Raw genomic sequence first — 26,100 nt, forward strand, 5'->3', positions numbered from 1 at the left:
CGAAACCAATTGTGCCCACAGTCCGCCGCTATGCACGACACGCGGCGGCGGACGATGGTTGTGCGCCTACCCCCCGTCTCAGCGTCCCAGGCGTCCGCGGACCATACCGACCAGCGAGTTCAGCTCCTCGATCCGCATCCGCCGGGCGGCCACGAAGAAGACGCCGAGCAGCACCACGCCGCCCGCCAGCAGCGCGGCGAACGAGCCGAGGACGCCCTGGCCGAGGGTGTGGCCGATGCCGTAGCAGGCCGCACCGCTGAGCAGGGCGGCCGGCACCGAGGCGATGGCCAGCCGGGCGTAGGTGCGCAGCACCCGGGAGCCGTCCAGGTCCCCGCCGAGCCGCTTGCGCAGCCGGCGCCAGGCGACGCCGACGCCGGTCGCGTAGGCCAGACCGTAGGAGGCGGCCATGCCGACCACGGCCCAGCGCGCCGGGATCAGGAAGTAGCAGAGCGCCGAGGCACCCGCGTTGACGGCGGCCACGATGACCGTGTTGTAGAAGGGCGTCCGGGTGTCCTCGTAGGCGTAGAACGCGCGCAGGACGACGTACTGGACGGAGTACGGGATCAGGCCGAGGGCGAAGGCCATCAGCATGTAGCCCATGTTGGTGGCCTCGGCGGTGCCCGAGGAACCGAAGATCAGCGTGCACATCGGGATGCCGAGCGAGACGAAGCCGAAGGCGATCGGCACGATCGCGACGGCCGTGGTGCGCAGGCCCTGCGAGATGTCGTCGCGGACGGCGCCGGCGTCGTCCTCGGCCGCCGAGCGGGAGATCCGGGGCAGCAGCGCCGCCATCAGGGAGACGGTGATGATGGCCTGCGGCAGTCCCCAGATGAGCTGGGCGTTGGCGTAGGCGGCGAAGCCGGTGCCGTCGACGTGCGAGGTATCGCCGGCGGCGGTGGAGAGCTGGGTGACGACGATCGCGCCCGCCTGGTTGGCGAGGACGAACAGGAACGTCCACTTGGCCAGGGTGACGGCCTTGCCCAGTCCGTGTCCCCGCCAGTCGAAGCGCGGCCGCAGCCGGAAGCCCGTCTCGCGCAGGTACGGGATCATCGCCAGCGCCTGCACGACGAGGCCGAGCAGGACGCCGACGCCGAGGAGCCGCTGCCCCTCCGGCGGGATGGCGCCGACCTCCATCCCGGAGTCGGCGGCGGTGCCGTACACCCAGATGAACATGCCGAGCGTCACGATGATGACGATGTTGTTCAGGACCGGCGTCCACATCATCGCGCCGAACTTGCCGCGGGCGTTGAGGATCTGCCCCATCACCACGTGGACGCCCATGAAGAAGATCGAGGGCAGGAAGTACCGCACGAAGGTGATGCCGACCTGGTTGGCGTGCGCGTCGTCGGCGACCGAGCCGGACAGCAGGCGGATCAGGATCGGCGCCCCGAAGAACGACAGGACGGTGAGCGCGCCCAGCGCCACCATCACGAGGGTGAGCAGCCGGTTGGCGTACGCCTCGCCGCCGTCGTCGTCCTCCTTCATGGCCCGCACGAGTTGCGGCACGAAGACGGAGTTGAGCCCGCCGCCGACGGTGAGGATGTAGATCATCGTCGGCAACTGGTAGGCGACCTGGAAGGTGTCGCCGAGCAAGCCGACGCCGAGGGCGGAGACGATCAGGGCGGAGCGGATGAAGCCGGTGAGGCGGGAGACCATGGTGCCCGCCGCCATCACGGCGCTCGACTTCAGCAGCCCGGCCGCGCGGCCGCTCTTCTTGGCGGCTGCGGGGGCGGCCGCCATCGGCTCCTCGATCCCCTGCGCGGGGGTCTCGGCCGCCGCGGGCGGCGGTGCGGTCGCGTACTGGCCGGGCGCGGTCGCCGCGTACTGCGCCGGGGCCGCCTGGTACGGGCCCGGCGCCTGGGGCGTGCCGTACTGGTTCTGCTGCTGGCCGTACGGGGGCTGCGGCTCGCCGTACGCGCCGTGTGCCTGCTGCTGTCCGTAGGGGCCGGGCGCCGCGCCGTACGGGTTCGGCGCCGGGGAGGGGCCGGGCACCGACGGCTGGTCGTCGTAGGCGGGGTGGCCGCCGCCCTGCTGCTGGTCCCGGAAGAGGTGCGCGAAGGCGTCCGGCTCGTGCCGCTCCTCGCCGGCCTGGGCGACCAGGTCGTCCACGCCGACGTACTGCGTCGTGCGCGGGTCGTCGCCGTACGGCAGGTGCTGCGTCGCGCTGTCGGGCTCGGGCGCCGGCGTCTGCGCCCACACCCGCGGGTCGGGGGCGTACGGCGACTGGGGCGGCTGGGAGTAGAGCGGCTGCTGCGGGGGGTACGTGCCCGGGGGCGGCGGCGGGTGCGCGGCGCGGTCGTAGAGCGCCTCGTCGACCGGGTCCTGGGCGGCGAGGTCCTGCGCCCGGTAGGGGTCCTGGTCGTAGGCGTCCTGGAGGTACATGTCCGCGGGAGGCTGCGGCGGTACCTGGCCGTGCTCGGGCGGCGGGCCCTCGGGGTGCCCCGAGCCGCCCGCGGCCCGGCCGCGGTCACCGTCGTACGGCGCGTTCATGGTTACCCCACCTCATCGTCCCGGGCCGACCGGCCACGACATCCTCAACGGTCCACTCTCTCACCCGTCCCGGACGGGTCGGCGCTTTCCGCTGCGGTGTCCGGTGTCGGGTCACTCGGCTGCACGGGGTCGCCTGCCCGGCCGTGTGCCCCGGACTCCCCCTGGAGACGTGCCTCGGGGCCCGCCGGGTTCTCGGGTCCGTCCGCCGTCCCGTCGTCGCCCTCGCCGGGACCGTCCTCGTCCCCGGCGCGGGCGGCGGCGCGCTTGCGCTGCTGGTACATCCGGTAGCCGGCCAGGACGAGCAGGAGGACGCCGCCGCCGATGACCAGCATGACGGTGGGGGTGATCTCGGTGACCTTCACGTTGAAGGTGACCGCATGGCCGTACGGCTGCCCGTCCGCCGTGAAGAGCTGGGCGATCACCGTCGTCTGGCCGTTGGCGTTGGCGGACGTGGTGAACTTCACCGACTGGCTGTGCCCGCCGGAGACCGTGACGGGCTGTTCCTGGTAGGCGTCGCCGTCGATCTTCAGACGTGTCGGGTTGGTCGAGGTGAGCCGGAGCACCAGGTGGTCGACGCCCTGGACCAGGTTGTTCTGCACGGTCACGGGGATCGTGGCGCTGCGGCCGGAGAGCTTCATCTCCGACTTGTCGATCAGTCTGACCCGGCCGGTCAGTCCGTCGAGGTAGGTCTCCACGCCGTCGCGGAAGGACTGCGCCTGGGCCGCCCGGCCGCGCCAGGCCGTGGACATCCCGCGGTTCAGTGCCCGCCCGAAGGGGGTCACCACCCGGGACTGGTCGGAGAGGACGACCTTGAAGTGGCCGAGCTTGTCCTGGGTCCGGGCGATCTGCTCGAACGCCGCGTGCGGCAGTTCCCGCTTCCGCAGCTTGGCGGGGTACGAGGAGCGCGTCGGCACCTTGGTGGTGGCGCCCGGGTCCGGCTTGGCCGTGGCGGCGTCCGTCAGGTCCTGGGACTGGGACCAGGTGCTGTGCTCCAGGGCGGTCAGCGCCTCGGCCATCGCCCGAGCCTGGCTGCCGGTCGGCATCCGCTGCGGGGCGACGACGACGTTGCGCTGCTTGCCGGTCTGCAGGCCGAGCGCCAGGCTCTGCGCGAGGAACCGCTGCACGGCCGCCGTCGAGGCGGACGCCTTCGTCAGGTCGCCCTCGAAGGCCGTCGACAGCCGGGCGTCCGCGACGACCGCCGTCGTCCCGCCTCCGATGGGCCGGGCCGCTGAGGGCGTGTACGACAGGCCGCCGGTCTCCTGGAGGCTGTCGCTGCGGGCGATCACCTTGTCGGCGCCCGCGGAGGTGGCGACCTTGACGATCGACGGGTCGACGGCGCCCTCCGCCGGCCAGGCGAAGTCCGTGCTCGGTTTCACGTGGAGGATCGGCTCGACCGTGTTGGCGACGACGTCCGTGGCGTCCTGGAGCTGGCTGAGCGAGCCCGTGATGTCCGTGCCGTTGTGGGCGAGGGAGGCGAGGTCCGGGTCGGCGAAGGGCAGCGCGACGACCTCCTTGTCCTCCACCGCGTCCTGGAGGTCCGCCAGCCAGTGCTTGGCGACCGCCTGGTGCTTGCCGGCGGTGTTGGTGCCGTCCGCGCCCCGCACCTCGTAGCTGCCGCTCATCGCGTCGACGGAGGCCAGCAGGTCGGGGTCGACCACCCAGGTGACGTCGAGGTCCTTGCCGAGGGCCACCATCTGGTCGAGGCGGCCGCCGGGAGAGATCTCCTCGGCCAGGTCCTCATCGAGGAAGACCGGGGTCTGGCTCTCGTTCGACCCGGTCTCGGCGGCCATGTGGGCGTCGGAGACGAGCGGCCACAGGTACGTCGTCTTCGTCTTGATGCCGGACCCGTCGGGCTTCCAGGGCAGGAAGGTGCGCTGCACGCCGAGGACCTGCTCCCAGGGCTGCGCGGAGGTCTGCCCGGAGAGCGCCACGGCGAACTCGTAGACGCCGTTCTCGCCGAGGTCCAGCTCGTCGACGGGCACGGAGACGTTGAAGCTCTCGGCGACACCGGGGGTGAGCTTGGCGAACTTCGTGCCGTACTTGTCGTCGATCTCCGTACCGGGCGCGTCCGACAGGTCGTGGCTGTCCTCGGCGACCTCGTCGATGGCCGCCCGGGTGGTGAGCCGCTCTCCCACGCGCAGCCCCACATGGGCGTCGGTGACGGTCCGCTTGCCGAGGTTGGTCACGGTGCCCGACACGGTGACCGTGTCGCCGTCCCCGGGGGCGGCGGGGCTGAGCGAGTCGACGGCCACGCTCACGCCGCCCGCGTCGGAGGCGGCCCGGACCCCGTCCCGCCCCTCGGCCTGCGCGGCACCGGCGGCGGGGATCTGCACCAGGCCGGCCAGCAGGGGCGTCCCGGTGAGCAGGGCCAGTGTGCGCCGTACCCGGCGGCGGGCAGGTGAGGGACTGGTCCCCTGGATGTCTGCCGCCTCGGCCACGCGCTCGCCCGTCCCTCGTCGTCAGTGGTCGTCGGAATGTGCGTCCACGCATGGTAACGAGGCGCGCTGAGGGTAAGTGCCGCGGAGGGCACCACAAGATCGGAAACCCGGGCCGGACCGGTCCCGTATATGCCCCTATAAAGGGGAGCGGAGGAAAAGGTGTGCGGCCGGGTCCGCGCGGGCCACGTACCCTTTTCTGTTGTGCCGAACGCCAACGAAGTCAACCCCAGTGCCCTGAGTCAGGCGCAGCACCGCGCGGTGAACGAACTGCTGCGGGTCTCGCCGGTCGCCGACGACCTCGCCCGCCGCTTCCAGGAGGCCGGGTTCTCGCTCGCCCTGGTCGGCGGCTCGGTCCGGGACGCGCTGCTCGGGCGGCTCGGCAACGATCTGGACTTCACCACCGATGCCCGCCCCCAGGACGTCCTGAAGATCGTGCGCCCGTGGGCGGACGCCGTCTGGGAGGTCGGGATCGCCTTCGGCACCGTCGGGGCGCAGAAGGAGGGCTACCAGATCGAGGTCACGACCTACCGGTCGGAGGCGTACGACCGCACCTCGCGCAAGCCCGAGGTGTCCTACGGCGACTCCATCGAGGAGGACCTCGTCCGGCGGGACTTCACCGTCAACGCGATGGCCGTGGCGCTCCCCGAGAAGGAGTTCGTCGATCCGCACGGCGGGCTGGACGACCTCGCGGCCCGGGTGCTGCGGACGCCGGGCACGCCGGAGTCCTCGTTCTCGGACGACCCGCTGCGGATGATGCGGGCCGCGCGATTCGCCGCGCAGCTCGATTTCGAGGTGGCTCCCGAGGTCGTCACGGCGATGAAGGAGATGGCCGGGCGCATCGAGATCGTCTCGGCCGAGCGGGTCCGGGACGAGCTGAACAAGCTGATCCTCTCCGCGCACCCGCGCAAGGGCCTGACGCTGCTGGTCGACACCGGCCTCGCCGACCGGGTCCTGCCCGAGCTGCCGGCCCTGAAGCTGGAGAGCGACGAGCACCACCGGCACAAGGACGTCTACGAGCACACGCTGATCGTCCTGGAGCAGGCGATGGCCCTGGAGGAGGACGGCCCCGACCTGGCCCTCCGCCTGTCCGCGCTGCTGCACGACATCGGCAAGCCGCGCACCCGCCGCTTCGAGAAGGACGGCCGGGTCTCCTTCCACCACCACGAGCTGGTCGGGGCCAAGATGACCAAGAAGCGCATGACGGCCCTGAAGTACTCCAACGAACTGGTGAAGGACGTCTCGCGCCTGGTCGAGCTGCACCTGCGGTTCCACGGCTACGGCACCGGGGAGTGGACGGACTCCGCGGTCCGCCGGTACGTGCGGGACGCGGGTCCGCTGCTCGGCCGGCTGCACAAGCTGACCCGCTCCGACTGCACGACCCGCAACAAGCGCAAGGCCGCGGCGCTCTCCCGGGCGTACGACGGGCTGGAGGAGCGGATCGCCAGGCTTCAGGAGCAGGAGGAGCTGGACGCGATCCGACCGGACCTCGACGGCAACGAGATCATGGAGATCCTGGGCATCCGGCCCGGTCCGGGCGTCGGGCGGGCGTACCAGCACATGCTGGAGCTGCGGCTGGAGCACGGGCCGATGGGGCGCGACGAGGCGGTGGCGGCGCTCAAGGAGTGGTGGGCCCAGCAGCAGGGCTGAGCGGCCCGGTCCGGCGCACGGGCCCATGGGAAACGGGGTCATGTTTCACGTGAAACATGACCCCGTCTCCCGCTCAGAACCCTTTGCAGGCTCAGACTTCCTTCAGGCAGAGGACGACATCGTGACCGTCACCCTGCTGCCAGTACGAGATCTCCGCTTCCTTGACGGCCTCGCACTTGCCGCTGTCGGTGCTGTCGTCGAACTTCTCCACGACCTTGTACTGGGCGTCGCTGGAGGAGCAGTCGACCGTCTTCAGGTCCGGCGAGGTCTGCGTGCCCTCGTTGTGCATGCAGTTGCCCACCGCGGTGGTCTCCGCGTCGCTCTGGCTGAAGTACCACTTGCCTATGCCGATAGCCGCCGCGACGAGCACAATGGCGACGATCCGCAGGGCCTTCTTCTTGAAGCGGCCGGTGGGAGCGCTGGGCGGGACCGGGGCCCCCGGGAACGGCGCACCGCCCTGCGGGGGGAACCCGGGCTGCCCGGTCTGCTGCGGCATGGGCGGCTGACCCTGGGCGTAGGGGTTCTGGCCCTGGGGCTGCTGCGGAGCCTGCGGCTGGCCCGGCGCGAACGGATTGCCCTGGGGCGGCGGAGTGGTCACTTGGGGGTCCCCCTCAAACATGGGTACGTGACGCGAACATGTCGCGCATAAGACCCACGTAAGCTATCGGGCCCCACTGACATCTCCGTCCCCACAGAGGACTCCGTGTCATGGATGTGACACTGACCGGTGCTCGAACCGGGTCATAGCCACCGCAACCGCCGCGTAGACCAGGGCGACCGTGACCACGAGCGGCACCGAGCGCCCGTCCGGCGGCAGCATCAGCGCGGCCACTCCGGCGGCGCCGACGAAGGCGACGTTGAACAGCACGTCGTAGACCGAGAAGATCCGGCCACGGAAGGCGTCGTCGACCGAGGTCTGCACGATGGTGTCGGTCGCGATCTTCGAACCCTGGGTCGTCAGCCCCAGCACGAACGCGGCCGCGATCAGCGGCGCCGTGGCGAACGGCAGGCCGAGGGCGGGTACCAGCACCGCGGCGGCCGCCGCGCACAGGGCCATCCAGCGGCCGGGGCCGAGCCGCCCCGCCGCCCAGGGCGTGAGCACCGCCGCCGCGAAGAAGCCGGCGCCCGAGACGCCCAGCGCCAGCCCGAGCAGGGCGAGCCCCTCGTCGGTGCCGGAGGCCAGGGCGTACCGGCACAGCATCAGCAGCATCACCAGCAGGGCGCCGTAGCAGAACCGCATCAGCGTCATCGCCGCGAGCGACCGGGCCGCCTCCCGCCGGGCCGGCGCGGCCAGGTGCCGTACCGCGGCCGCCAGGTCACGGGCGGTGCCGGCGAGGGCGGTGGCCAGTCGGGGCCGTACCAGGGCCCGGTCGGGACCCAGCAGTTCCACCGCCATGCGCAGCGAGGCCAGCGCACCGCACAGGTACAGCACCGCGCCCAGCACCACCACGGCGGCGTCGGAGTCCGCGACCACCAGGCGGACGGCGAAGGCGAGGCCGCCGCCCGCCGTCGCCGCCAGGGTCCCGGCCGTCGGGGAGAGCGAGTTGGCGATCACCAGCCGCTCGGCGTCGACCACGCGCGGCAGGGCGGCGGACAGGCCGGCCAGGACGAAGCGGTTGACGGCGGTCACGCACAGGGCGGAGACGTAGAACAGCCAGTCCGGGACGGCGGCGATCATCAGGACGGCCGTCACCGAGGCCATCAGGGCGCGCAGCAGGTTGCCGTAGAGGAAGACCTGGCGGCGGCGCCAGCGGTCGAGGAGGACGCCGGCGAAGGGGCCCACCAGGGAGTACGGCAGCAGCAGGACCGCCATGGCGGAGGCGACCGCGGCGGCCGAGGTCTGCTCCTCCGGCGAGAAGACGACATAGGTGGCGAGGCCCACCTGGTAGACGCCGTCGGCGCCCTGGGAGAGCAGGCGCACGGCGAGCAGGCGCCGGAACCCCTGCAAGCGCAGCAGGACGCGCAGGTCACGGACGACGGCCATGGGGCACAGCCTCACATACGGGCGCGGCCCCCGGGCGGACGGCCCCGCCCAGGGAAGGTCTTCGCCTACGGAAGGTCCTCCCCTACGGGAGGGTCACCGTCCACGGGAGACCCCGTCCACGGGAGACCCCGCCCACGGGAAAGCCCCGCTGACGGGAAGGCCCCGCCTACGGGAAGGCCCCCGGACGCACCGCGACCGGGGACCCTCTGCGCTCAGCGGCGGGAGCGGGTCAGCGCTCGACCTCGCCGGCGATGAACTTCTCGACGTTGGCGCGGGCCTCGTCGTCGAAGTACTGGACCGGCGGGGACTTCATGAAGTAGCTCGACGCGGACAGCACGGGGCCGCCGATGCCGCGGTCCTTGGCGATCTTCGCGGCGCGCAGGGCGTCGATGATGACACCGGCGGAGTTCGGGGAGTCCCAGACCTCGAGCTTGTACTCCAGGTTCAGCGGGACGTCACCGAACGCGCGGCCCTCCAGGCGGACGTAGGCCCACTTGCGGTCGTCGAGCCAGGCGACGTAGTCGGACGGGCCGATGTGGACGTTCTTCTCGCCCAGGTCCCGGTCGGGGATCTGGGAGGTGACGGCCTGCGTCTTGGAGATCTTCTTCGACTCCAGGCGGTCACGCTCGAGCATGTTCTTGAAGTCCATGTTGCCGCCGACGTTGAGCTGCATCGTGCGGTCCAGGACGACGCCCCGGTCCTCGAACAGCTTCGCCATGACGCGGTGCGTGATGGTGGCGCCGACCTGCGACTTGATGTCGTCGCCGACGATCGGGACGCCCGCCTCGGTGAACTTGTCCGCCCACTCCTTGGTGCCGGCGATGAAGACCGGAAGGGCGTTGACGAAGGCCACCCGCGCGTCGATGGCGCACTGGGCGTAGAACTTCGCCGCGTCCTCGGAGCCCACGGGCAGGTAGCAGACCAGGACGTCGACCTGCCGGTCCTTCAGGATCTGGACGACGTCGACCGGCTCCTCGGCGGACTCCTCGATGGTCTCGCGGTAGTACTTGCCGAGACCGTCGAGGGTGTGGCCGCGCTGGACCTGGACACCGGTGTTCGGCACGTCGCAGATCTTGATGGTGTTGTTCTCGGAGGCGCCGATGGCGTCCGCGAGGTCCAGGCCGACCTTCTTGGCGTCCACGTCGAAGGCGGCGACGAACTCGATGTCACTGACGTGGTAGTCGCCGAACTGGACGTGCATCAGGCCCGGGACCTTGGCCGCCGGGTCGGCGTCCTTGTAGTACTCGACGCCCTGCACCAGCGATGCGGCGCAGTTGCCCACGCCGACGATGGCTACGCGAACCGAACCCATTCCGGTTGCTCCCTGTGTGTACGAGTGAGGCCCTGACTGGGCGCTCACGTGGCGGTGTCGTCGGGCGTATCCGGCCGGGGGTGGTCCCCGGGCCGGGGCAGGCCGCCCGTCGCTCCATGTGTGGTGTCCTGTTGAGCGGTCCCCTCGCCGGCGGAACCCCTGAGGTCCCGTCCCGCCCGCTCGCTCTCGATGAGCTCGTTCAGCCAGCGCACCTCGCGCTCCACGGACTCCATGCCGTGGCGCTGGAGCTCAAGCGTGTAGTCGTCCAGGCGCTCCCGGGTACGCGCCAGCGAGACGCGCATCTTCTCCAGGCGCTCCTCCAGCCGGCTGCGGCGGCCCTCCAGGACACGCATGCGTACGTCACGCGAGGTCTGTCCGAAGAAGGCGAAGCGGGCGGCGAAGGTCTCGTCCTCGTAGGCGTCGGGACCCGTCTGCGACAGGAGCTGTTCGAAGTGCTCCTTGCCTTCCGCTGTCAGCCGGTAGACGATCTTGGCCCGGCGGCCGGCCAGGGGGGCGGCGGTCTCCGTGGTGTTCCCCGGTTCCTCGATCAACCAGCCGTTGGTGACCAGCGTCTTGAGGCAGGGGTACAGCGTCCCGTAGCTGAACGCCCGGAAGACCCCCAGTGACGTGTTCAGCCGTTTGCGCAGCTCATAGCCGTGCATCGGGGACTCGCGGAGCAGGCCGAGGACGGCGAACTCGAGGATTCCGGAACGCCGGCTCATCGTCGCCTCCTCTCTGTCGCGTGGGCCCTTATGCCGAGCTGATGTATCGACTCGATACATCCAGACGATAGAACGGCCCGTCCCGCGGAACAAGAGGGGGGTCCGTGAACGGGATCACATCGCCGATTCATGGGAAGCAAGTTGCCTGATTTGAGGTGAACTTCGAAGCTCGGGGGTTTCGGCGGTGCGTAGTCTGTGCGCCATGCAGACCACCGGGAACCGAGTGACGCCCGGGGGCGTCCCTGTCCTCGGTGCAGTACGGGTGCATACGGCAGCAGCCGCATCCGTACTTCGGGGGGACCGGAAACCAGCCGCCGTTGCCAGGCGCGCAAAGGTGCGCCTGCCCGAGGAGTAGTCGTTCGATGAGCGAGCACCGTCGCAAACCGCCGCAGCCGCAGGGAGGCGGACGTGCCGCGGCCCGACGCGGCCAGTCCGGCTCGTCCTCCGGCCGCCGCGCGGCACCGCGGGGCGCCACAGAGTCTCCGTCCGGCTCGTACGGTCCGGGGGGTGAGGAGCGCCCCTACGGCGGCCGGGCCGAAGCCCGTCGCGCGGCCCAGCGCGGTGCGGGCGGCCGCCGCAGAGCGGCCGAACCCGGCCGCGCGGGCCGGCGCGCGGCACCGGGGGGACGCGGCCGGGCGGCGGCGCCCGGCAAGAAGCGGCTGATCGACTATCCGCGCTTCGACCGCGACGGATGGCGCCGCTGGGTGCCGTCCTGGAAGCTCGCCTCCGGCCTCTGCATCGGCTTCTTCGGCGCGATGGTGGCGGCGGCCGGCCTCGCCTACTCCATGGTCGAGGTCCCCGACATGGCCAAGACCGCGAAGGCGCAGAACAACGTCTACTACTGGGCCGACGGCGAGCAGATGGTCGCCACCGGCGGTGAGCGCAACCGCCAGATCATCAACCTCTCGCAGATCCCCAAGGCGATGCAGAACGCCGTCATCTCGCAGGAGAACAAGACCTTCTACGACGACAGCGGCGTCGACCCCAAGGGCATCGCGCGGGCCGTGCTCAACATGGCCCGGGGCGGCAACACCCAGGGCGGCTCTACCATCACCCAGCAGTACGTGAAGAACGCGATGCTGGACGATCAGTCGCAGACGGTCTCCCGCAAGGTCAAGGAGATCTTCGTCTCGATCAAGGTGGGCGCCACCAAGGACAAGGACGACATCCTCGCGGGCTACCTCAACACCGCCTACTACGGCCGCGGCGCCTACGGCATCCAGGCCGCGGCGCGGGCGTACTTCGAGAAGGACGCCGTCGACCTGAACCCGGGTGAGTGCGCCTTCCTGTCGGCGATGCTCAAGGGCGCCACCTACTACGACCCGCAGGGCTCGCAGTCCATCGACTCGGCCGCCACCCCGAAGGCGAACCAGAAGCGGGCCCTGCTCCAGATGCAGGACACCCTCGACAAGATGGTGGAGTACGGCCATCTGAGCCAGGCCGAGCGCGACAAGTACAAGACGCTGCCCAAGTGGCAGAACCCGCGGACGAACACCCAGCTCAGCGGCCAGGTCGGCTATCTCGTCGACCTCGCCAAGGCGTCTCTGATCAAGAACGACGTGGTCACCGCGAGCCAGCTCGACCAGGGCGGCTACTCGATCTACACCACCTTCGACAAGAACAAGGTCGAGGAACTGGAGACCGCCGTCACCAAGGTCTACAAGAAGAACATCGATCCGAAGAAGCGCCCGGACACGGACACCCACGTCCAGTTCGGCGGTGCCTCCGTGAATCCCGAGACCGGTGCCATCGAGGCCATCTACGGTGGTGCGGATGCGACCAAGCACTTCACCAACAACGCCGATGTGACCGGTGCGCAGGTCGGTTCGACGTTCAAGCCGTTCGTTCTCGCGGCGGCGATGCAGTGGGGCGTGCGCAATCCCGACCTCGGCCAGGTCCAGGCACAGGACGAGCGCACGGTGGTCTCCCCGCAGAGCCTCTACAGCGGCCAGAACAAGCTGAAGATCAAGAACTATGACGGCAGCGTCTGGCACAACGAGGAGGGCGAGGAGTGGCTCCAGGTCAATGACGGCGGCGTCTCCTACGGTGAGGCACCCGACTACAAGATCGACCTGCGCGAGGCGATGCGGGAGTCGGTGAACTCCTCCTTCGTCCAGCTCGGCATGGACGTCGGACTGGACAAGGTGAAGGACGCCGCGACCGAGGCGGGCCTTCTGGAGGACAGCCTGGCCGGCACCTCGTTCCCCTCCTTCTCGATCGGTATCTCCGACCCGAGCGCCATCCGGATGGCGGGCTCGTACGGCACCTTCGCCTCCAGCGGCAAGCAGCGGGACCCGTTCTCCGTCACCAAGGTGACGAACAAGGACGGCACGATCTATACGCACGAGGTGAAGACCGAGCAGGCGTTCACGGCCAAGGTCGCGGACAACGTCACGGACGTGCTGAAGACCGTGGTGGAGAAGGGCACGGGTACCAACGCCCAGCTCGAAGGCCGCGAGGTGGCGGGCAAGACCGGTACGACCGACGGCAACAAGTCCGCCTGGTTCGTCGGCTACACCCCGCAGCTCTCGACCGCCATCACCATGTTCCGCTACCCGGACGACGAGTCGATCAAGAACCGCACCTTCCTGGAGATGTACGGAACGGGTGACCAGGAGTCGATCCACGGTGCCTCGTTCCCGTCCGAGATCTTCCACGACTACATGGAAGAGGCGCTGAAGGGTCAGCCGGCGAAGAAGTTCCCGACGCCGGAGCCCATCGGTGAGGTCATCAACGACGACCCCACGCCGACGCCGACCCCCTCGGTCACCGAGACGGAAGAGGAGAAGGAGAGCCCGACGCCTACCCCGTCGGTCACCGAGTCGGAGGAGGAAGAGTCCCCCAGCCCGTCCGCGTCCGAGTCCTGCGGTGTCTTCGACTGGAACTGCGAGCACGAGAGCGACGGCGGCTCGGAGAACGGTGGCTCGGAGAACGGCGGCTCGGAGGGCGGCGGCGAGTCTCCCTCGCCATCGGTCTCCCAGTCGTCGGAGGAGGGCAACCCACGGGGTGGCGCCAATGGCGACCTCTTCGGCGGCCCGAACGGCTAGCCAGAGCACTGCCCGGCATGGGTGTTTCACGTGAAACACCCCTATGTTTCACGTGAAACAGGGCCGCCGCACCGACCGGGAGCGGCGGCCCTCGGTGTTTTCCGAGGGACGTACGGCAGGATGTGCCCCATGCCCAGTGCAGAATCGACGCAAGCGAGCGCGCACCCGTCGGGGCCGGTGCTGCCGACCAGGGAGGATCAGGTCGCCGCGGCCGGCAGCGAGCTGATCGGCGGTCCCATCGGCCGACGGGTCCTGCTCGGGACGTCCTGGTGGACTCCGGCGCGGGTGATCGTGCTCGTGGCGATCGGCGTGTTCGCCCTCGGCCTGGTCCAGAAGGCCCCCTGCTACAACGGGGGATGGTTCTTCGGCGCCAGCTCGCAGTACACACACGCGTGCTACTCGGACATCCCGCACCTCTACAACGGACGCGGATTCGCCGACGGTCTCGTGCCGTACTTCGACAAGCTCCCCGGGGACATGCAGTACCTCGAATACCCGGTGCTGACCGGGGTGTTCATGGAGGTCGCGTCCTGGCTCACCCCGGGCAGCGGCAGCATCCAGCACCAGGAACAGTGGTACTGGATGGTCAACGCCGGAATGCTGATGGTCTGCGCGGCGGTCATCGCCGTCTGCGTTACCAGGACCCACGCCCGGCGGCCCTGGGACGGACTGCTGGTCGCCCTGGCGCCCGCCTTCGCGCTCACCGCGACCATCAACTGGGACCTGCTGGCGGTCGCGCTGACGGCCGCCGCGATGCTGATGTGGTCACGGGGCCGCTCCCTCGCTTTCGGGGTGCTCCTCGGGCTCGCCACGGCCGCCAAGCTCTACCCCTTCCTGCTCCTCGGCCCGCTGCTCGTCCTGTGCTGGCGCGCGGGCAAGTGGCGCGCGTTCGGAGCGGCCCTGGGCGGGGCGGTGGCGTCCTGGCTGGTGGTGAACCTGCCGGTGATGCTGTTCGCCTTCGAGGGCTGGTCGAAGTTCTACACGTTCAGCCAGGACCGGGGCGTCGACTTCGGGTCCTTCTGGCTGATCCTGGCCCAGAACTCGTCCGACCCGCTCAGCACCGAGACCGTCAACACGCTCGCCACGCTGCTGATGCTGCTGTGCTGCGCCGGCGTCGCGGTGCTCACGCTGACCGCGCCCCGCCGTCCGCGCTTCGCCCAACTGGCCTTCCTGATCGTGGCGGCCTTCATCCTCACCAACAAGGTCTACTCACCGCAGTACGTCCTGTGGCTGGTGCCGCTGGCCGTGCTGGCCCGGCCGAAGTGGCGGGACTTCCTCATCTGGCAGGCGTGCGAGGTGGCTTACTTCCTCGGCATCTGGATGTACCTCGCGTACACGACCAGCGGAGACGCCCACAAGGGCCTGCCGACCGACGGCTACCACTGGGCGATCGGGCTGCATCTGCTGGGCACGCTCTACCTCTGCGTCATGGTGGTGCGCGACATCCTGATGCCCGACCGCGACCCGGTGCGCAGGGCCGGTGACGACGATCCCTCGGGCGGGGTGCTCGACGGCGCGGACGACTCCTTCGCGCTGGGGCCGGCGGCGCGCTCCGCACAACCGGTGGCCCAGATCGTGGGGCCCCAGGTGGAGTGGGGCACCCGGCGGCCGAGTGGCGGTTCGCTCTGAGCGAACAGCCCTGGTGGCGACGGCCAGCCGGGTCGGCCGGACGGGTGCCGACCGGTATGACGAAGGCCGTGCGCGGATGACCGTGCACGGCCTTCGGGCTGTCGGCCTCCGCCGCGCGGGGGTCAGCGGTCGACGAGCCGGTCGAACTGCGTGGTGGTGTGCCGCAGGTGGGCCACCAGTTCGTCGCCGACCTGGGGCTCCGGCGCGTCCGAGGGCACGAACAGGATGGAGACCTGCATGTGCGGGGGCTCGGCGAACCAGCGCTGCTTGCCTCCCCAGACGAACGGCGAGAGGTTCCGGTTGACCGTGGCGAGGCCGGCACGGGCGACGCCCTTGGCGCGCGGCATGACGCCGTGCAGCGCCTTCGGGGCCTCCAGGCCCACCCCGTGCGAGGTGCCGCCCGCCACGACCACCAGGAAGCCGTCCGAGGCCGCCTTCTGCTGCCGGTAGCCGAACCGCTCCCCCTTGGTCACCCGGGTGACGTCCAGGACGGCCCCGCGGTACTCGGTGGCGTCGTGGTCGCCCAGCCAGAGCCGGGTGCCGATGCGGGCGCGGAAACGGGTCTGCGGGAACTGCTGCTGGAGCCGGGCCAGCTCGTCCGCCTTGAGGTGGCTGACGAACATCGTGTGCAGCGGCAGGCGGGCGGCGCGCAGCCGGTCCATCCAGCCGATGACCTCCTCGACGGCGTCCGAGCCGTCGGCACGGTCCAGCGGCAGATGGAGGGCGAAGCCTTCCAGGCGGACGTTCTCTATGGCGGCGTGCAACTGCGGCAGGTCCTGCTCGCTGATGCCGTGCCGCTTCATCGAGGACATCACCTCGATGACGACCCGGGCGCCCACCAGGCCGTACACACCGTCCACGGACGACACGGAGCGCACCACCCGGTCGGGCAGCGGCACCGGCTCCTCGCCGCGCCGGTACGGCGTCAGGACCAGCAGGTCACCGCCGAAGAAGTCCTTGATCCTGGCGGCCTCGTACGTCGTGCCCACGGCGAGGATGTCCGAGCCCAGCCGCGTGGCCTCCTCCGCCAGCCGCTCGTGCCCGAAGCCGTAGCCGTTGCCCTTGCAGACCGGGACCAGCCCGGGGAACTGCTCCTGCACGTGCTTGTGGTGCGCCCGCCAGCGCGCGGTGTCGACGTAGAGCGTGAGCGCCATGGCCGGACCTGGAACCTTTCTCGTGGCTGCGGTGTATCAGAGGTATGGAGCTGTCGAAGCCGGGGATGATCCGGCCGGCGTGTGGTCAGCGGCGCGACATATACATGTCGAGCGCCTTGTGGAGCAGCTTGTTCAGCGGGAAGTCCCACTCGCCGAGGTACTCGGCGGCCTGCCCGCCCGTGCCCACCTTGAACTGGATCAGACCGAAGAGGTGGTCGCTCTCGTCCAGCGAGTCGGAGATGCCCCGCAGGTCGTAGACGGTGGCGCCGAGCGCGTAGGCGTCGCGCAGCATCGTCCACTGCATCGCGTTCGAGGGCCGGACCTCGCGGCCGATGTTGTCGGAGGCGCCGTAGGAGTACCAGACGTGGCCGCCGACGATCAGCATGGTCGCCGCCGACAGGTTGACCCCGTTGTGGCGGGCGAAGTACAGCCGCATGCGGTTGGGGTCCTCGCTGTTGAGGGCCGACCACATGCGCTGGAAGTACGAGAGCGGGCGGGGCCGGAAGTGGTCCCGCACGGCCGTGATCTCGTACAGCCGCTGCCACTCCTCCAGGTCGTGGTAGCCGCCCTGGACCACCTCGACACCGGCCTTCTCGGCCTTCTTGATGTTCCGGCGCCAGAGCTGGTTGAAGTTCTTGTGGACCTCTTCCAGGGACCGGTTGGCCAGCGGCACCTGGAAGACGTACCGGGGCTGCACGTCGCCGAAGCCGGCGCCGCCGTCCTCGCCCTGCTGCCAGCCCATACGGCGCAGCTTGTCGGCCACCTCGAAGGCGCGCGGCTCGATGAAGTCGGCCTCCAGGTCGCGCAGCCGCTTGACGTCCGGGTCCTGGATGCCCTTCTTGATCGACGCGGCCTCCCAGCGCCGGATGATCACCGGCGGGCCCATCTTGACCGAGAAGGCGCCCTGCCGCTTGAGGTGCGCCAGCATCGGCTCGATCCAGTCCTGGAGGTTCGGCGCGAACCAGTTGATGACCGGGCCCTCGGGGAGATAGGCGAGGTAGCGCTTGATCTTGGGGAGCTGCCGGTAGAGGACCAGGCCGGCGCCGACCAGTTCACCGGTCCGCTCGTCGAACCAGCCGAGGTTCTCGGAGCGCCACTCCGCCTTGACGTCCGCCCATGCCGGGACCTGCATGTGACTCGCCGACGGCAGACTCTGGATATACGCCAGATGCTGCTCTCGACTGATGGTCCTCAGGGTCAGACTCATTCGGGGCGCTCCTCGGGCTGGTGTGTCCCCATGGGTACAGGGGCTCCGGCTCTCGCGCGAAGCCTACTGCGCCCGTGGGGCGCCCCGTCTGGGCGTAGGGCACCTTTGCTCCGGCCGGGGGCCGGCCGGAGCGTCGTACGGTGTCCGCGGCGTGGTGCCGGGCGTCAGTCGATGACCCCGCCGAAGAGGCCGCCGTGCGCCATGCCCAGGAGGAAGCCGACGCCCGAGGCCCCGAGTCCCAGGATGAGACCGAAGCGCTCACGGGTCGTCTCGGAGACCCACTGGCCGTAGGCGCCGACCAGCAGCCCCAGCAGGCCGGCCCAGGAGCTGAGCAGGTGCAGATGGTGGAACCACGCCGTGATGAACGACAGGACGCCCAGCACCAGGGTCAGCGCCATGAGGCCGTCCTGGAGCGGATGGGACTTGCCGTCCGTGGCGAAGAGGCCGCCGGCGCCGTTGGTGGGTCGCAATGCCTGTGCCATGGGGCACCTCCTGCGAAACGCGGCGCATCGTAGCGCCATACACACCCGATGTGTCCAGACTGACCGCCTTTGCGGCCGGATTTCAACCGGAAGCCGGTGTGCGGGTACTGTGTACCGTCTGCACCGGTGTCTGCCCGGCACAGCCTGGAGAGCCCTGACGGTCCCCGATCGCCAGTGGCCGCTGTACCCCTGACGGACACCGAGGCGTACGCATCACAACCCTCCTGCCACGGAACGACCGTGGCCGCTGAGTCCAAAGGAGGTGGGTTCCACATGCGTCACTACGAGGTGATGGTCATCCTCGACCCCGAGGTCGAGGAGCGCGCTGTCTCTCCGCTGATCGAGAACTTCCTTTCCGTCGTCCGTGACGGTGGCGGAAAGGTCGAGAAGGTCGACACCTGGGGCCGTCGTCGTCTCGCGTACGAGATCAAGAAGAAGCCCGAGGGCATCTACTCGGTCATCGACCTGCAGGCCGAGCCTGCGGTCGTCAAGGAGCTCGACCGCCAGATGAACCTGAACGAGTCGGTCCTCCGGACCAAGGTCCTCCGTCCCGAGACCCACTGAGTCCCGCACTCAGTCGGTCCGGGATTCCGAGTAGCAGCACAAGCAGCCAGCAGCAAACCCGCCGAGAGGTTCCCCCATGGCAGGCGAGACCGTCATCACGGTCGTCGGCAATCTTGTCGATGACCCCGAGCTGCGCTTCACCCCGTCCGGTGCGGCCGTCGCGAAGTTCCGTGTCGCGTCCACTCCCCGCACCTTCGACCGTCAGACCAACGAGTGGAAGGACGGCGAGAGCCTGTTCCTGACCTGCTCGGTCTGGCGCCAGGCGGCGGAGAACGTCGCCGAGTCGCTCCAGCGAGGCATGCGCGTCATCGTGCAGGGCCGGCTGAAGCAGCGGTCCTACGAGGACCGTGAGGGCGTCAAGCGCACGGTCTACGAGCTGGACGTCGACGAGGTCGGCGCCAGCCTGCGCAGCGCCACGGCCAAGGTCACCAAGACCTCGGGCCAGGGCCGCGGAGGCCAGGGCGGCTACGGCGGTGGCGGACAGGGCGGCGGCCAGGGTGGCGGCGGCTGGGGCGGCGGCCCCGGCGGCGGTCAGCCCGGCGGCGGCGCTCCCGCCGACGACCCGTGGGCGACCAGCGCTCCCGCCGGTGGCCAGCAGGGCGGCGGTGGCGGCGGCTGGGGTGGAAACTCCGGCGGCGGCGGTGGCGGCGGCTACTCGGACGAGCCCCCCTTCTAGGGCCGGGCCCGTACCCCAACTTCTTGATCACACAGGAGAAACACCATGGCGAAGCCGCCTGTGCGCAAGCCTAAGAAGAAGGTCTGCGCGTTCTGCAAGGACAAGGTCACGTACGTGGACTACAAGGACACGAACATGCTGCGGAAGTTCATTTCCGACCGCGGCAAGATCCGTGCCCGCCGCGTGACCGGCAACTGCACGCAGCACCAGCGTGACGTCGCCACGGCCGTGAAGAACAGCCGTGAGATGGCGCTGCTGCCCTACACCTCCACCGCGCGATAAGGGAAGGGTGACCGAAACATGAAGATCATCCTCACCCACGAGGTCTCCGGCCTCGGTGCCGCGGGCGACGTCGTCGACGTCAAGGACGGTTACGCCCGTAACTACCTGATCCCGCGGAAGTTCGCGATCCGCTGGACCAAGGGCGGCGAGAAGGACGTCGAGCAGATCCGTCGTGCTCGCAAGATCCACGAGATCCAGACCATCGAGCAGGCCAATCAGGTGAAGGCCCAGCTCGAGGGCGTCAAGGTCCGCCTGGCCGTCCGCGCCGGCGACGCCGGTCGTCTCTTCGGCTCCGTCACCCAGGCCGACATCGCTTCGGCGATCAAGGCTGCCGGTGGCCCCGACGTCGACAAGCGCCGCATCGAGGTCGCCTCGCCGATCAAGACGCTGGGCGCCCACGCGACGTCCGTGCGTCTGCACCCCGAGGTCGACGCCAAGGTCAGCATCGAGGTCGTCGCGGCCTGAGTGCCGGGATCACCGCGGTAGCGCGTTGATGGGGCCGCATCCCTTCCGGGTGCGGCCCCATTCTCGTGCGCGGCGGGGTGCGGACCCTTCTCGTCGGGACTCGCGAGGAGGCGAGGAGCGGTTCGAGGGCGCTCCGGGGTTCCGGTGTTTCACGTGAAACGGTCAGCGAGTCGCGCCGGTGACGACCCAGCGGCCGGAGCGCGTCCGTACCCACAGCGTCACCAGTCGCACGGCCATCATCAGCGTCATCGCCGCCCAGAGAGCCGTGAGCCCACCGCCGAACTCCGGAACCAGCAGCGCGGCCGGGGTGAAGACCGCGAGAGTGATCAGCATGGCCCAGGCCAGATACGGGCCGTCGCCCGCGCCCATCAGGACGCCGTCCAGGACGAAGACCACTCCGCAGATCGGCTGGGAGAGTGCCACGATCACCAGCGCGGGCAGGGCCGTGTCCTTGACCGCGGGGTCGCCGGTGAACAGGGGCAGGAACGCGGGCCGGGTGATCACGACCAGCACACCGAGGACGACCCCGACCCCCACGCCCCAATCCACCATCCGTCGGCAGACGTTCCGGGCGCCCTGGGCGTCACCGGCTCCCAGATAGCGGCCGATGATGGCCTGTCCTGCGATGGCGATGGCATCGAGGGCGAAGGCGAGCAGGCTCCACAGGGACAGGATGATCTGGTGGGCCGCGATGTCGGCGTCACCGAGGCGCGCGGCGACCGCCGTGGCGATCATCAGAATGGCCCGGAGCGAGAGCGTACGCACCAGCAGCGGTACGCCGGCCTGGGCGGAGGCGCGGATGCCGGCGGCGTCCGGGCGCAGGGAGGCGCCGTGCTCGCGGGCACCGCGGACGACGACCGTCAGATAGACGGCGGCCATGCCGGCCTGAGCGATCACGGTGCCCCAGGCCGAGCCCGCGATGCCGAGGCCGGCGCCGTAGACGAGGGCGACGTTGAGGACGGCGTTCGCGAGGAAACCCCCGATGGCCACGTAGAGCGGAGTCCTGGTGTCCTGCAAGCCCCGTAGGACGCCGGTCGCGGCGAGCACGATCAGCATGGCGGGGATGCCGAGCGAGGAGATGCGCAGATAGGTGGTGGCGTAGGGGGCCGCGGTGTCCGAGGCGCCGAAGAGTTCCACGAGGGACGGGGCCGTGGGCAGGACGGCGGCGATGACGGCGGCGCCGAGCAGCAGGGCCAGCCAGATGCCGTCCATGCCCTGGCGGATGGCGGCCGGGAGGTCGTCGGCGCCGACGCGTCGGGAGACGGCGGCCGTGGTGGCGTAGGCGAGGAAGACGAAGACGCTGACGGCGGTCGTCAGAAGGGCCGAGGCCACGCCGAGTCCGGCAAGCTGCGCCGTGCCGAGATGGCCGACGATCGCGCTGTCGGCCATCACGAAAAGGGGCTCGGCGACGAGCGCGCCGAAGGCCGGGACGGCCAGAGCGATGATCTCTCGGTCGTGCCGACGCCGGTCGGTCCGCGAGCGCACGGGGGCCTGTGTCATGGGCACCAATCTAATCTTCCACAGGTAAGTGATGCAAAGCTTTTGTGACCCTTACTTGCCGTCTCGTCGCGCGTCCTCGCGCGTGCCGTCCGCAGCGATCTTGATTCTCCTGGGAAAGTTTTTCTTCTGCACAGCCGGTGGATGGAAAAAGGGCTGGTCAGAAGGGTTCTGTTGGAAGGGTCGAGGGCTTGTTCACAGGGCTGTCCACCGGGTCGTGCACAGGTTTCGCGGAGTTCTCCACAGCATCTGGGCGGTCGTCCACATGGCCTGTGGATAACCAGATTGGCTGACGCCCCGCACGGGCCTACGGTGGTCCGGCGCCCGCTCCGTACGTCGGTTCGCGAACCGCCATAAAACCGACGCGCCAGAACCGGAGTTGGGCCTCTTATTTGTCAGTGCCGTGCCGTAGAAATGAGGGGCACGGCGAGGTCCGCACGGCGGACGGGAGGAGGTGGCTCGGTGAGCATTTCCGAGCCCTTGGACGAGCCGTGGGCCGACAGCGGGCCCAGTGATCGTCTGCCTGCCTCCCGCCGGCGCGGCGACGGAGCGGGGGGCCGCGAGGAGCAGCACGAGCGCGGCCGGGAGGGCGGCGCGTGGGACGGTGGGGGCTCGTCGTTCGAGCGTGTCCCGCCGCAGGACCTCGACGCCGAGCAGTCGGTCCTCGGCGGCATGCTGCTCTCCAAGGACGCCATCGCCGACGTGGTGGAGCTGCTCAAGGGCCACGACTTCTACAAGCCGGCCCACGAGACGATCTACCAGGCGATCCTCGACGTCTACGCCAAGGGTGAGCCTGCCGACCCCATCACGATCGCCGCCGAGCTGACCAAGCGCGGCGAGATCAACAAGGTCGGCGGGGCGTCGTATCTGCACACCCTCGTCCAGACCGTGCCGACGGCGGCCAACGCCGCGTACTACGCGGAGATCGTCCATGAGCGGGCCGTCCTGCGGCGCCTGGTCGAGGCGGGGACGCGGATCACCCAGATGGGTTACGCGGCCGACGACGACGTGGACGAGATCGTCAACCGTGCCCAGGCCGAGATCTACGCGGTCACCGAGCAGCGGACCAGCGAGGACTACCTGCCGCTGGGCGACATCATGGAGGGCGCCCTCGACGAGATCGAGGCGATCGGCTCGCGCAGCGGCGAGATGACCGGCGTGCCCACCGGCTTCACGGACTTCGACTCGCTGACCAACGGTCTGCACCCGGGTCAGATGATCGTCATCGCCGCCCGCCCCGCGATGGGCAAGTCGACGCTCGCGCTGGACTTCGCGCGGGCGGCGTCGATCAAGCACAACCTGCCGAGCGTCATCTTCTCCCTGGAGATGGGGCGCAATGAGATCGCGATGCGCCTCCTCTCCGCCGAGGCCCGTGTCGCCCTGCACCACATGCGGTCCGGCACGATGACGGACGACGACTGGACCCGGCTGGCCCGCCGGATGCCGGACGTCTCGGCCGCCCCCCTCTACATCGACGACTCCCCGAACCTGTCGATGATGGAGATCCGCGCCAAGTGCCGCCGCCTCAAGCAGCGCAACGACCTCAAGCTGGTCGTCATCGACTACCTCCAGCTCATGCAGTCCGGCGGCTCCAAGCGCGCCGAGAGCCGCCAGCAGGAGGTCTCGGACATGTCCCGGAACCTCAAGCTGCTGGCCAAGGAGCTGGAGATCCCCGTCATCGCGCTCTCCCAGCTCAACCGTGGCCCCGAACAGCGCACGGACAAGAAGCCGATGGTCTCCGACCTGCGTGAGTCCGGTTCGATCGAGCAGGACGCCGACATGGTCATCCTGCTGCACCGCGAGGACGCCTACGAGAAGGAGTCACCCCGCGCGGGCGAGGCCGACCTGATCGTGGCCAAGCACCGAAACGGCCCGACGGCGACGATCACGGTGGCCTTCCAGGGCCACTACTCGCGCTTCGTGGACATGGCCCAGACCTGATGCGCGGAACGGCATGGGACTCCGGGTGCCGCACACCTGGCCGGCCGGCTGGACGGTAGGCGGTCCGGTCGCGCGGAAATGCGCTCGACGCGCGGTGATCCGGCGGGTGGACTGGGGCCATGACGACATTTCAGGAAGAGCTGCTCCCCAGTACCAGGCGGGCGCTGGCGCACCGGATCGCCGTGGCCCAGGCCGAAGGGCGCGCGCCGTCGATGGTCGCCGCGGTGGTACGCGGGGGACGGGCCGTCTGGCACGGCTCGCGGACCTCGGTGGAGGGGGAGAGCCCCGACGAGCGGGTGCAGTACCGGATCGGCTCGATCACCAAGACCTTCACCGCCGTTCTGGTCCTGCGGCTGCGCGACGAAGGCGTACTCGGCCTCGGGGACCCGCTGGAGAAGCACCTTCCGGGCACCGGGGCCGGGGAGGCCACCATCGCCGAGCTGCTCGCGCACACCGGCGGACTGGCGGCGGAGTCGCCCGCGCCCTGGTGGGAGCGGACGCCCGGCTCGCTGCGACCGGAACTCGCCGATGTACTGGGTGAGCGGCCCCTCCTGCACCCGGTGGGCCGGCGGCACCACTACTCCAACCCTGGCTACACCCTGCTCGGCGCGCTGGTCGAGAAGCTGCGCGGGGCACCGTGGGAGGAAGTGCTGCGGCAGGAGGTGCTGGAGCCTCTCGGACTGGACCGCACGAGTGGGCGGCCGCGGTCGCCGCACGCGGGCGGCTGGGCGGTGCATCCATGGGCCGATGTGATGCTGGCCGAGCCCACCGAGGATCTCGGACGGATGGCACCGGCCGGTCAGCTCTGGTCCACGTCCGGGGACCTGGCGCGGTTCGCCGCCTTCCTGGCCCACGGGGACGACCGGGTGCTGAGCGCGGAGAGCGTACGGGAGATGCGGGTGCCCGCGGCACCGGCCGAGCCCGCGGATGTCGTGGACGGTGTGACGTACGGGCTGGGTCTGCAGATCCAGAGCCGGGGCGGGCGGTTGCTCTTGGGGCACTCCGGGTCGCTGCCGGGCTTCCTGGCCAGCCTCACCATCGCCGTCGAGGACGACGTGGCCGCGGTGGTCCTGACCAACTGCACCTCCGGCCCGCTGGTGGGATCGGTGGGGGCCGATCTGATCCGTATCGTCGCCGAGGCCGAGCCCCGCTTTCCCGAGCCCTGGCGTCCGCTGCCGCGGGTCGACGGGTCCGTGCTGGAACTGGCCGGACAGTGGTACTGGGGGACACATGCCTTCGCGCTGCGGCTCATCGCCGACGGCGGAGTCTCCCTGGGCCCGCTCGCGGGCGGTGGCCGGCGCTCACGGTTCCGGGCCAACGGCGACGGCACCTGGACGGGGCTGGACGGTTACTACGCCGGGGAACTGCTGCGTGCCGTACGACGTCCGGACGGGACCGTGAGCCACCTGGACCTCGGGTCCTTCGTCTTCACCCGGCAGCCGTACGACGAAGACGCTCCCGTTCCGGGCGGGGTGGACCCCGAGGGATGGCGGGGGATCGGTTAGGCGCCCGGTACCGAGCAGGAGCAGCAGGAAGTGCCCTGTTTCACGTGAAACAGGGCACGAAGGGCGGCGCGCGGCCGGTCAGAGCTGGAGCTTGAAGCCCACGTGCGTGGCCGAGAAGCCGAGCCGCTCGTAGAAGCGGTGGGCGTCGGTGCGGCTGACGTCGGAGGTGAGCTGCACCAGGCTGCATCCCTGGCGGCGGGACGCGTCGACCGCCCACTCGATGAGCTGGGTGCCCAGGCCGCCACCGCGCTCCCCGGCGTGAATGCGGACGGCCTCGATGATCGACCGGGTGGCGCCGCGCCGGGACAGCCCCGGGACGAACGTCAGTTGGAGGGTGCCCACGACCCGTCCCTCGCGGACGGCCACGACCAGACGCTGGTTCGGGTCGGCGGCGAGCCGCTCGAACGCGGCCCGGTAAGGACTCAGGTCCTCCGGTGACTCCCGCTGAGCGCCCAGCGGGTCGTCGGCGAGCATGGCGACGATCGCCGGTATGTCGTCCTCGGCGGCGGGCCGTATCTCAAGATCTCCCATGATCCGCACCCTATGCGTCGGCACCGCTCCGACAAGGGCCTTTACGCGGGCACCGGCGCCTTCAGCGTCTCGACGACCTGGACCAGCGGCGCCAGATCGGGGTTCTCGGCCGCTTCGTCGAGGGCCTCCCGCAGGGCGGCGTCGTTGGTGGGCCGCGCCTCTTCCAGCAGCCTCAGACCGGCTTCCGTGACGTTGGTGTAGATGCCGCGGCGGTCGGTGGGGCAGAGATAGCGCTCCAGCAGACCGCGGTCCTCCAGGCGGGTCACCAGGCGGGTGGTGGCGCTCTGGCTGAGCACGACCGCGTCGGCGACCTGCTTCATCTGCAGATGACCGCCATCACCATCGTGCTGCCTGCTGAGCACGTCGAGCAGCGAGTACTCGCGCGCGCTGAGGTCGTGACCGGCCTGCAGGGCGCGCTCGATGTGCGCCTCGATCCTCCCGTGCAGCAAAGAGAGGGCGCACCAGCCCTGGGCCAGAGCGGTGAGTGCGGGGTCCGTCGCTGTCATTGGCGTTTCCTCCGTCCCGGA

Annotated in this window: 21 protein-coding genes; 9 read left to right on the forward strand and 12 right to left on the reverse strand. The window is 70.0% G+C overall.

Translation table 11 applies throughout. The features are described 5' to 3' along the window. Positions 1-78: 78 nt before the first annotated feature. Both murJ and ACFY32_RS20160 read right to left on the reverse strand, forming a co-directional pair. Positions 79-2,490 (reverse strand): murein biosynthesis integral membrane protein MurJ, encoded by a 2,412-nt coding sequence (murJ, locus tag ACFY32_RS20155; protein WP_390674874.1) that lies wholly within the window; start codon positions 2,488-2,490, stop codon positions 79-81. 44 nt (positions 2,491-2,534) lie between these two features. Then, positions 2,535-4,928 carry a DUF6049 family protein gene (locus ACFY32_RS20160; protein ID WP_390674875.1) on the reverse strand — a complete coding sequence of 798 codons (2,394 nt, stop codon included), beginning with the start codon at positions 4,926-4,928 and terminating at the stop codon, positions 2,535-2,537. 201 nt (positions 4,929-5,129) lie between these two features. Between ACFY32_RS20160 and ACFY32_RS20165 the strand changes: the two genes are divergently transcribed. Further along, complete coding sequence (locus tag ACFY32_RS20165) at positions 5,130-6,575, forward strand: CCA tRNA nucleotidyltransferase (RefSeq protein WP_359190428.1); 1,446 nt, start codon at positions 5,130-5,132, stop codon at positions 6,573-6,575. Positions 6,576-6,666: 91 nt separating this feature from the next. Here ACFY32_RS20165 and ACFY32_RS20170 read toward each other — a convergent pair whose 3' ends face one another. From ACFY32_RS20170 to ACFY32_RS20185, 4 genes are all read right to left on the reverse strand, one after another. Continuing rightward, positions 6,667-7,173: a hypothetical protein gene (locus tag ACFY32_RS20170; protein ID WP_359190431.1), complete on the reverse strand. Its 507-nt coding sequence runs from the start codon at positions 7,171-7,173 to the stop codon at positions 6,667-6,669. A 108-nt stretch (positions 7,174-7,281) separates the two neighbouring features. After that, the gene (locus tag ACFY32_RS20175; protein WP_390674876.1) at positions 7,282-8,559 is read right to left on the reverse strand and encodes an MFS transporter; all 1,278 of its coding nucleotides are present in this window, start codon (positions 8,557-8,559) and stop codon (positions 7,282-7,284) included. Between the two features lie 229 nt (positions 8,560-8,788). Continuing rightward, entirely contained in the window at positions 8,789-9,871 is a 1,083-nt protein-coding gene (locus ACFY32_RS20180) for an inositol-3-phosphate synthase (RefSeq protein WP_359190437.1), read from the reverse strand. A gap of 44 nt (positions 9,872-9,915) precedes the next feature. Continuing rightward, entirely contained in the window at positions 9,916-10,593 is a 678-nt protein-coding gene (locus tag ACFY32_RS20185; protein WP_359190439.1) for a PadR family transcriptional regulator, read from the reverse strand. Between the two features lie 362 nt (positions 10,594-10,955). On the opposite strand from ACFY32_RS20185, the gene ACFY32_RS20190 reads away from it, so the two are divergent. Both ACFY32_RS20190 and ACFY32_RS20195 read left to right on the forward strand, forming a co-directional pair. Continuing rightward, complete coding sequence (locus ACFY32_RS20190) at positions 10,956-13,640, forward strand: transglycosylase domain-containing protein (protein ID WP_390674877.1); 2,685 nt, start codon at positions 10,956-10,958, stop codon at positions 13,638-13,640. Between the two features lie 129 nt (positions 13,641-13,769). Next, on the forward strand, positions 13,770-15,269 hold the full coding sequence (locus ACFY32_RS20195; protein ID WP_390674878.1) for a glycosyltransferase family 87 protein: 1,500 nt from the start codon (positions 13,770-13,772) through the stop codon (positions 15,267-15,269). A gap of 122 nt (positions 15,270-15,391) precedes the next feature. Here ACFY32_RS20195 and ACFY32_RS20200 read toward each other — a convergent pair whose 3' ends face one another. The 3 genes from ACFY32_RS20200 to ACFY32_RS20210 all read right to left on the reverse strand — a co-directional run bounded on the left by ACFY32_RS20200 (position 15,392) and on the right by ACFY32_RS20210 (position 18,112). Continuing rightward, positions 15,392-16,423: an alanine racemase gene (locus tag ACFY32_RS20200; RefSeq protein WP_359190448.1), complete on the reverse strand. Its 1,032-nt coding sequence runs from the start codon at positions 16,421-16,423 to the stop codon at positions 15,392-15,394. 85 nt (positions 16,424-16,508) lie between these two features. Then, positions 16,509-17,630 carry a peptidoglycan bridge formation glycyltransferase FemX gene (gene femX / locus ACFY32_RS20205; protein ID WP_359190451.1) on the reverse strand — a complete coding sequence of 374 codons (1,122 nt, stop codon included), beginning with the start codon at positions 17,628-17,630 and terminating at the stop codon, positions 16,509-16,511. Between the two features lie 164 nt (positions 17,631-17,794). Then, positions 17,795-18,112 (reverse strand): hypothetical protein, encoded by a 318-nt coding sequence (locus ACFY32_RS20210; RefSeq protein WP_359190453.1) that lies wholly within the window; start codon positions 18,110-18,112, stop codon positions 17,795-17,797. A 273-nt stretch (positions 18,113-18,385) separates the two neighbouring features. Here ACFY32_RS20210 and rpsF point away from each other — a divergent pair, with 273 nt between their 5' ends. From rpsF to rplI, 4 genes are all read left to right on the forward strand, one after another. Continuing rightward, positions 18,386-18,676: a 30S ribosomal protein S6 gene (rpsF, locus tag ACFY32_RS20215; RefSeq protein WP_030847098.1), complete on the forward strand. Its 291-nt coding sequence runs from the start codon at positions 18,386-18,388 to the stop codon at positions 18,674-18,676. Between the two features lie 76 nt (positions 18,677-18,752). Further along, entirely contained in the window at positions 18,753-19,352 is a 600-nt protein-coding gene (locus ACFY32_RS20220) for a single-stranded DNA-binding protein (RefSeq protein WP_390674879.1), read from the forward strand. 45 nt (positions 19,353-19,397) lie between these two features. Then, a complete protein-coding gene (gene rpsR, locus ACFY32_RS20225) occupies positions 19,398-19,634 on the forward strand; it encodes a 30S ribosomal protein S18 (protein ID WP_003949403.1) in 237 nt (78 codons plus the stop codon). 18 nt (positions 19,635-19,652) lie between these two features. Next, positions 19,653-20,099, forward strand: a complete 447-nt coding sequence (rplI, locus tag ACFY32_RS20230) for a 50S ribosomal protein L9 (RefSeq protein WP_359190460.1) — start codon at positions 19,653-19,655, stop codon at positions 20,097-20,099. 162 nt (positions 20,100-20,261) lie between these two features. Here the strand turns inward: rplI and ACFY32_RS20235 are convergent, their stop codons facing one another. After that, on the reverse strand, positions 20,262-21,599 hold the full coding sequence (locus ACFY32_RS20235) for an MATE family efflux transporter (protein WP_390674880.1): 1,338 nt from the start codon (positions 21,597-21,599) through the stop codon (positions 20,262-20,264). Between the two features lie 459 nt (positions 21,600-22,058). Here ACFY32_RS20235 and dnaB point away from each other — a divergent pair, with 459 nt between their 5' ends. Next, positions 22,059-23,537: a replicative DNA helicase gene (gene dnaB, locus ACFY32_RS20240; RefSeq protein WP_359190466.1), complete on the forward strand. Its 1,479-nt coding sequence runs from the start codon at positions 22,059-22,061 to the stop codon at positions 23,535-23,537. A 119-nt stretch (positions 23,538-23,656) separates the two neighbouring features. Next, the gene (locus ACFY32_RS20245; RefSeq protein ID WP_390674881.1) at positions 23,657-25,042 is read left to right on the forward strand and encodes a serine hydrolase domain-containing protein; all 1,386 of its coding nucleotides are present in this window, start codon (positions 23,657-23,659) and stop codon (positions 25,040-25,042) included. 78 nt (positions 25,043-25,120) lie between these two features. Here ACFY32_RS20245 and ACFY32_RS20250 read toward each other — a convergent pair whose 3' ends face one another. After that, the gene (locus ACFY32_RS20250) at positions 25,121-25,573 is read right to left on the reverse strand and encodes a GNAT family N-acetyltransferase (protein ID WP_359190472.1); all 453 of its coding nucleotides are present in this window, start codon (positions 25,571-25,573) and stop codon (positions 25,121-25,123) included. A 41-nt stretch (positions 25,574-25,614) separates the two neighbouring features. Next, on the reverse strand, positions 25,615-26,079 hold the full coding sequence (locus tag ACFY32_RS20255; RefSeq protein ID WP_390674882.1) for a MarR family winged helix-turn-helix transcriptional regulator: 465 nt from the start codon (positions 26,077-26,079) through the stop codon (positions 25,615-25,617). Positions 26,080-26,100: the final 21 nt, after the last annotated feature.

Source organism: Streptomyces sp. NPDC000134, assembly GCF_042899225.1.
Taxonomy (GTDB): Bacteria; Actinomycetota; Actinomycetes; order Streptomycetales; family Streptomycetaceae; genus Streptomyces.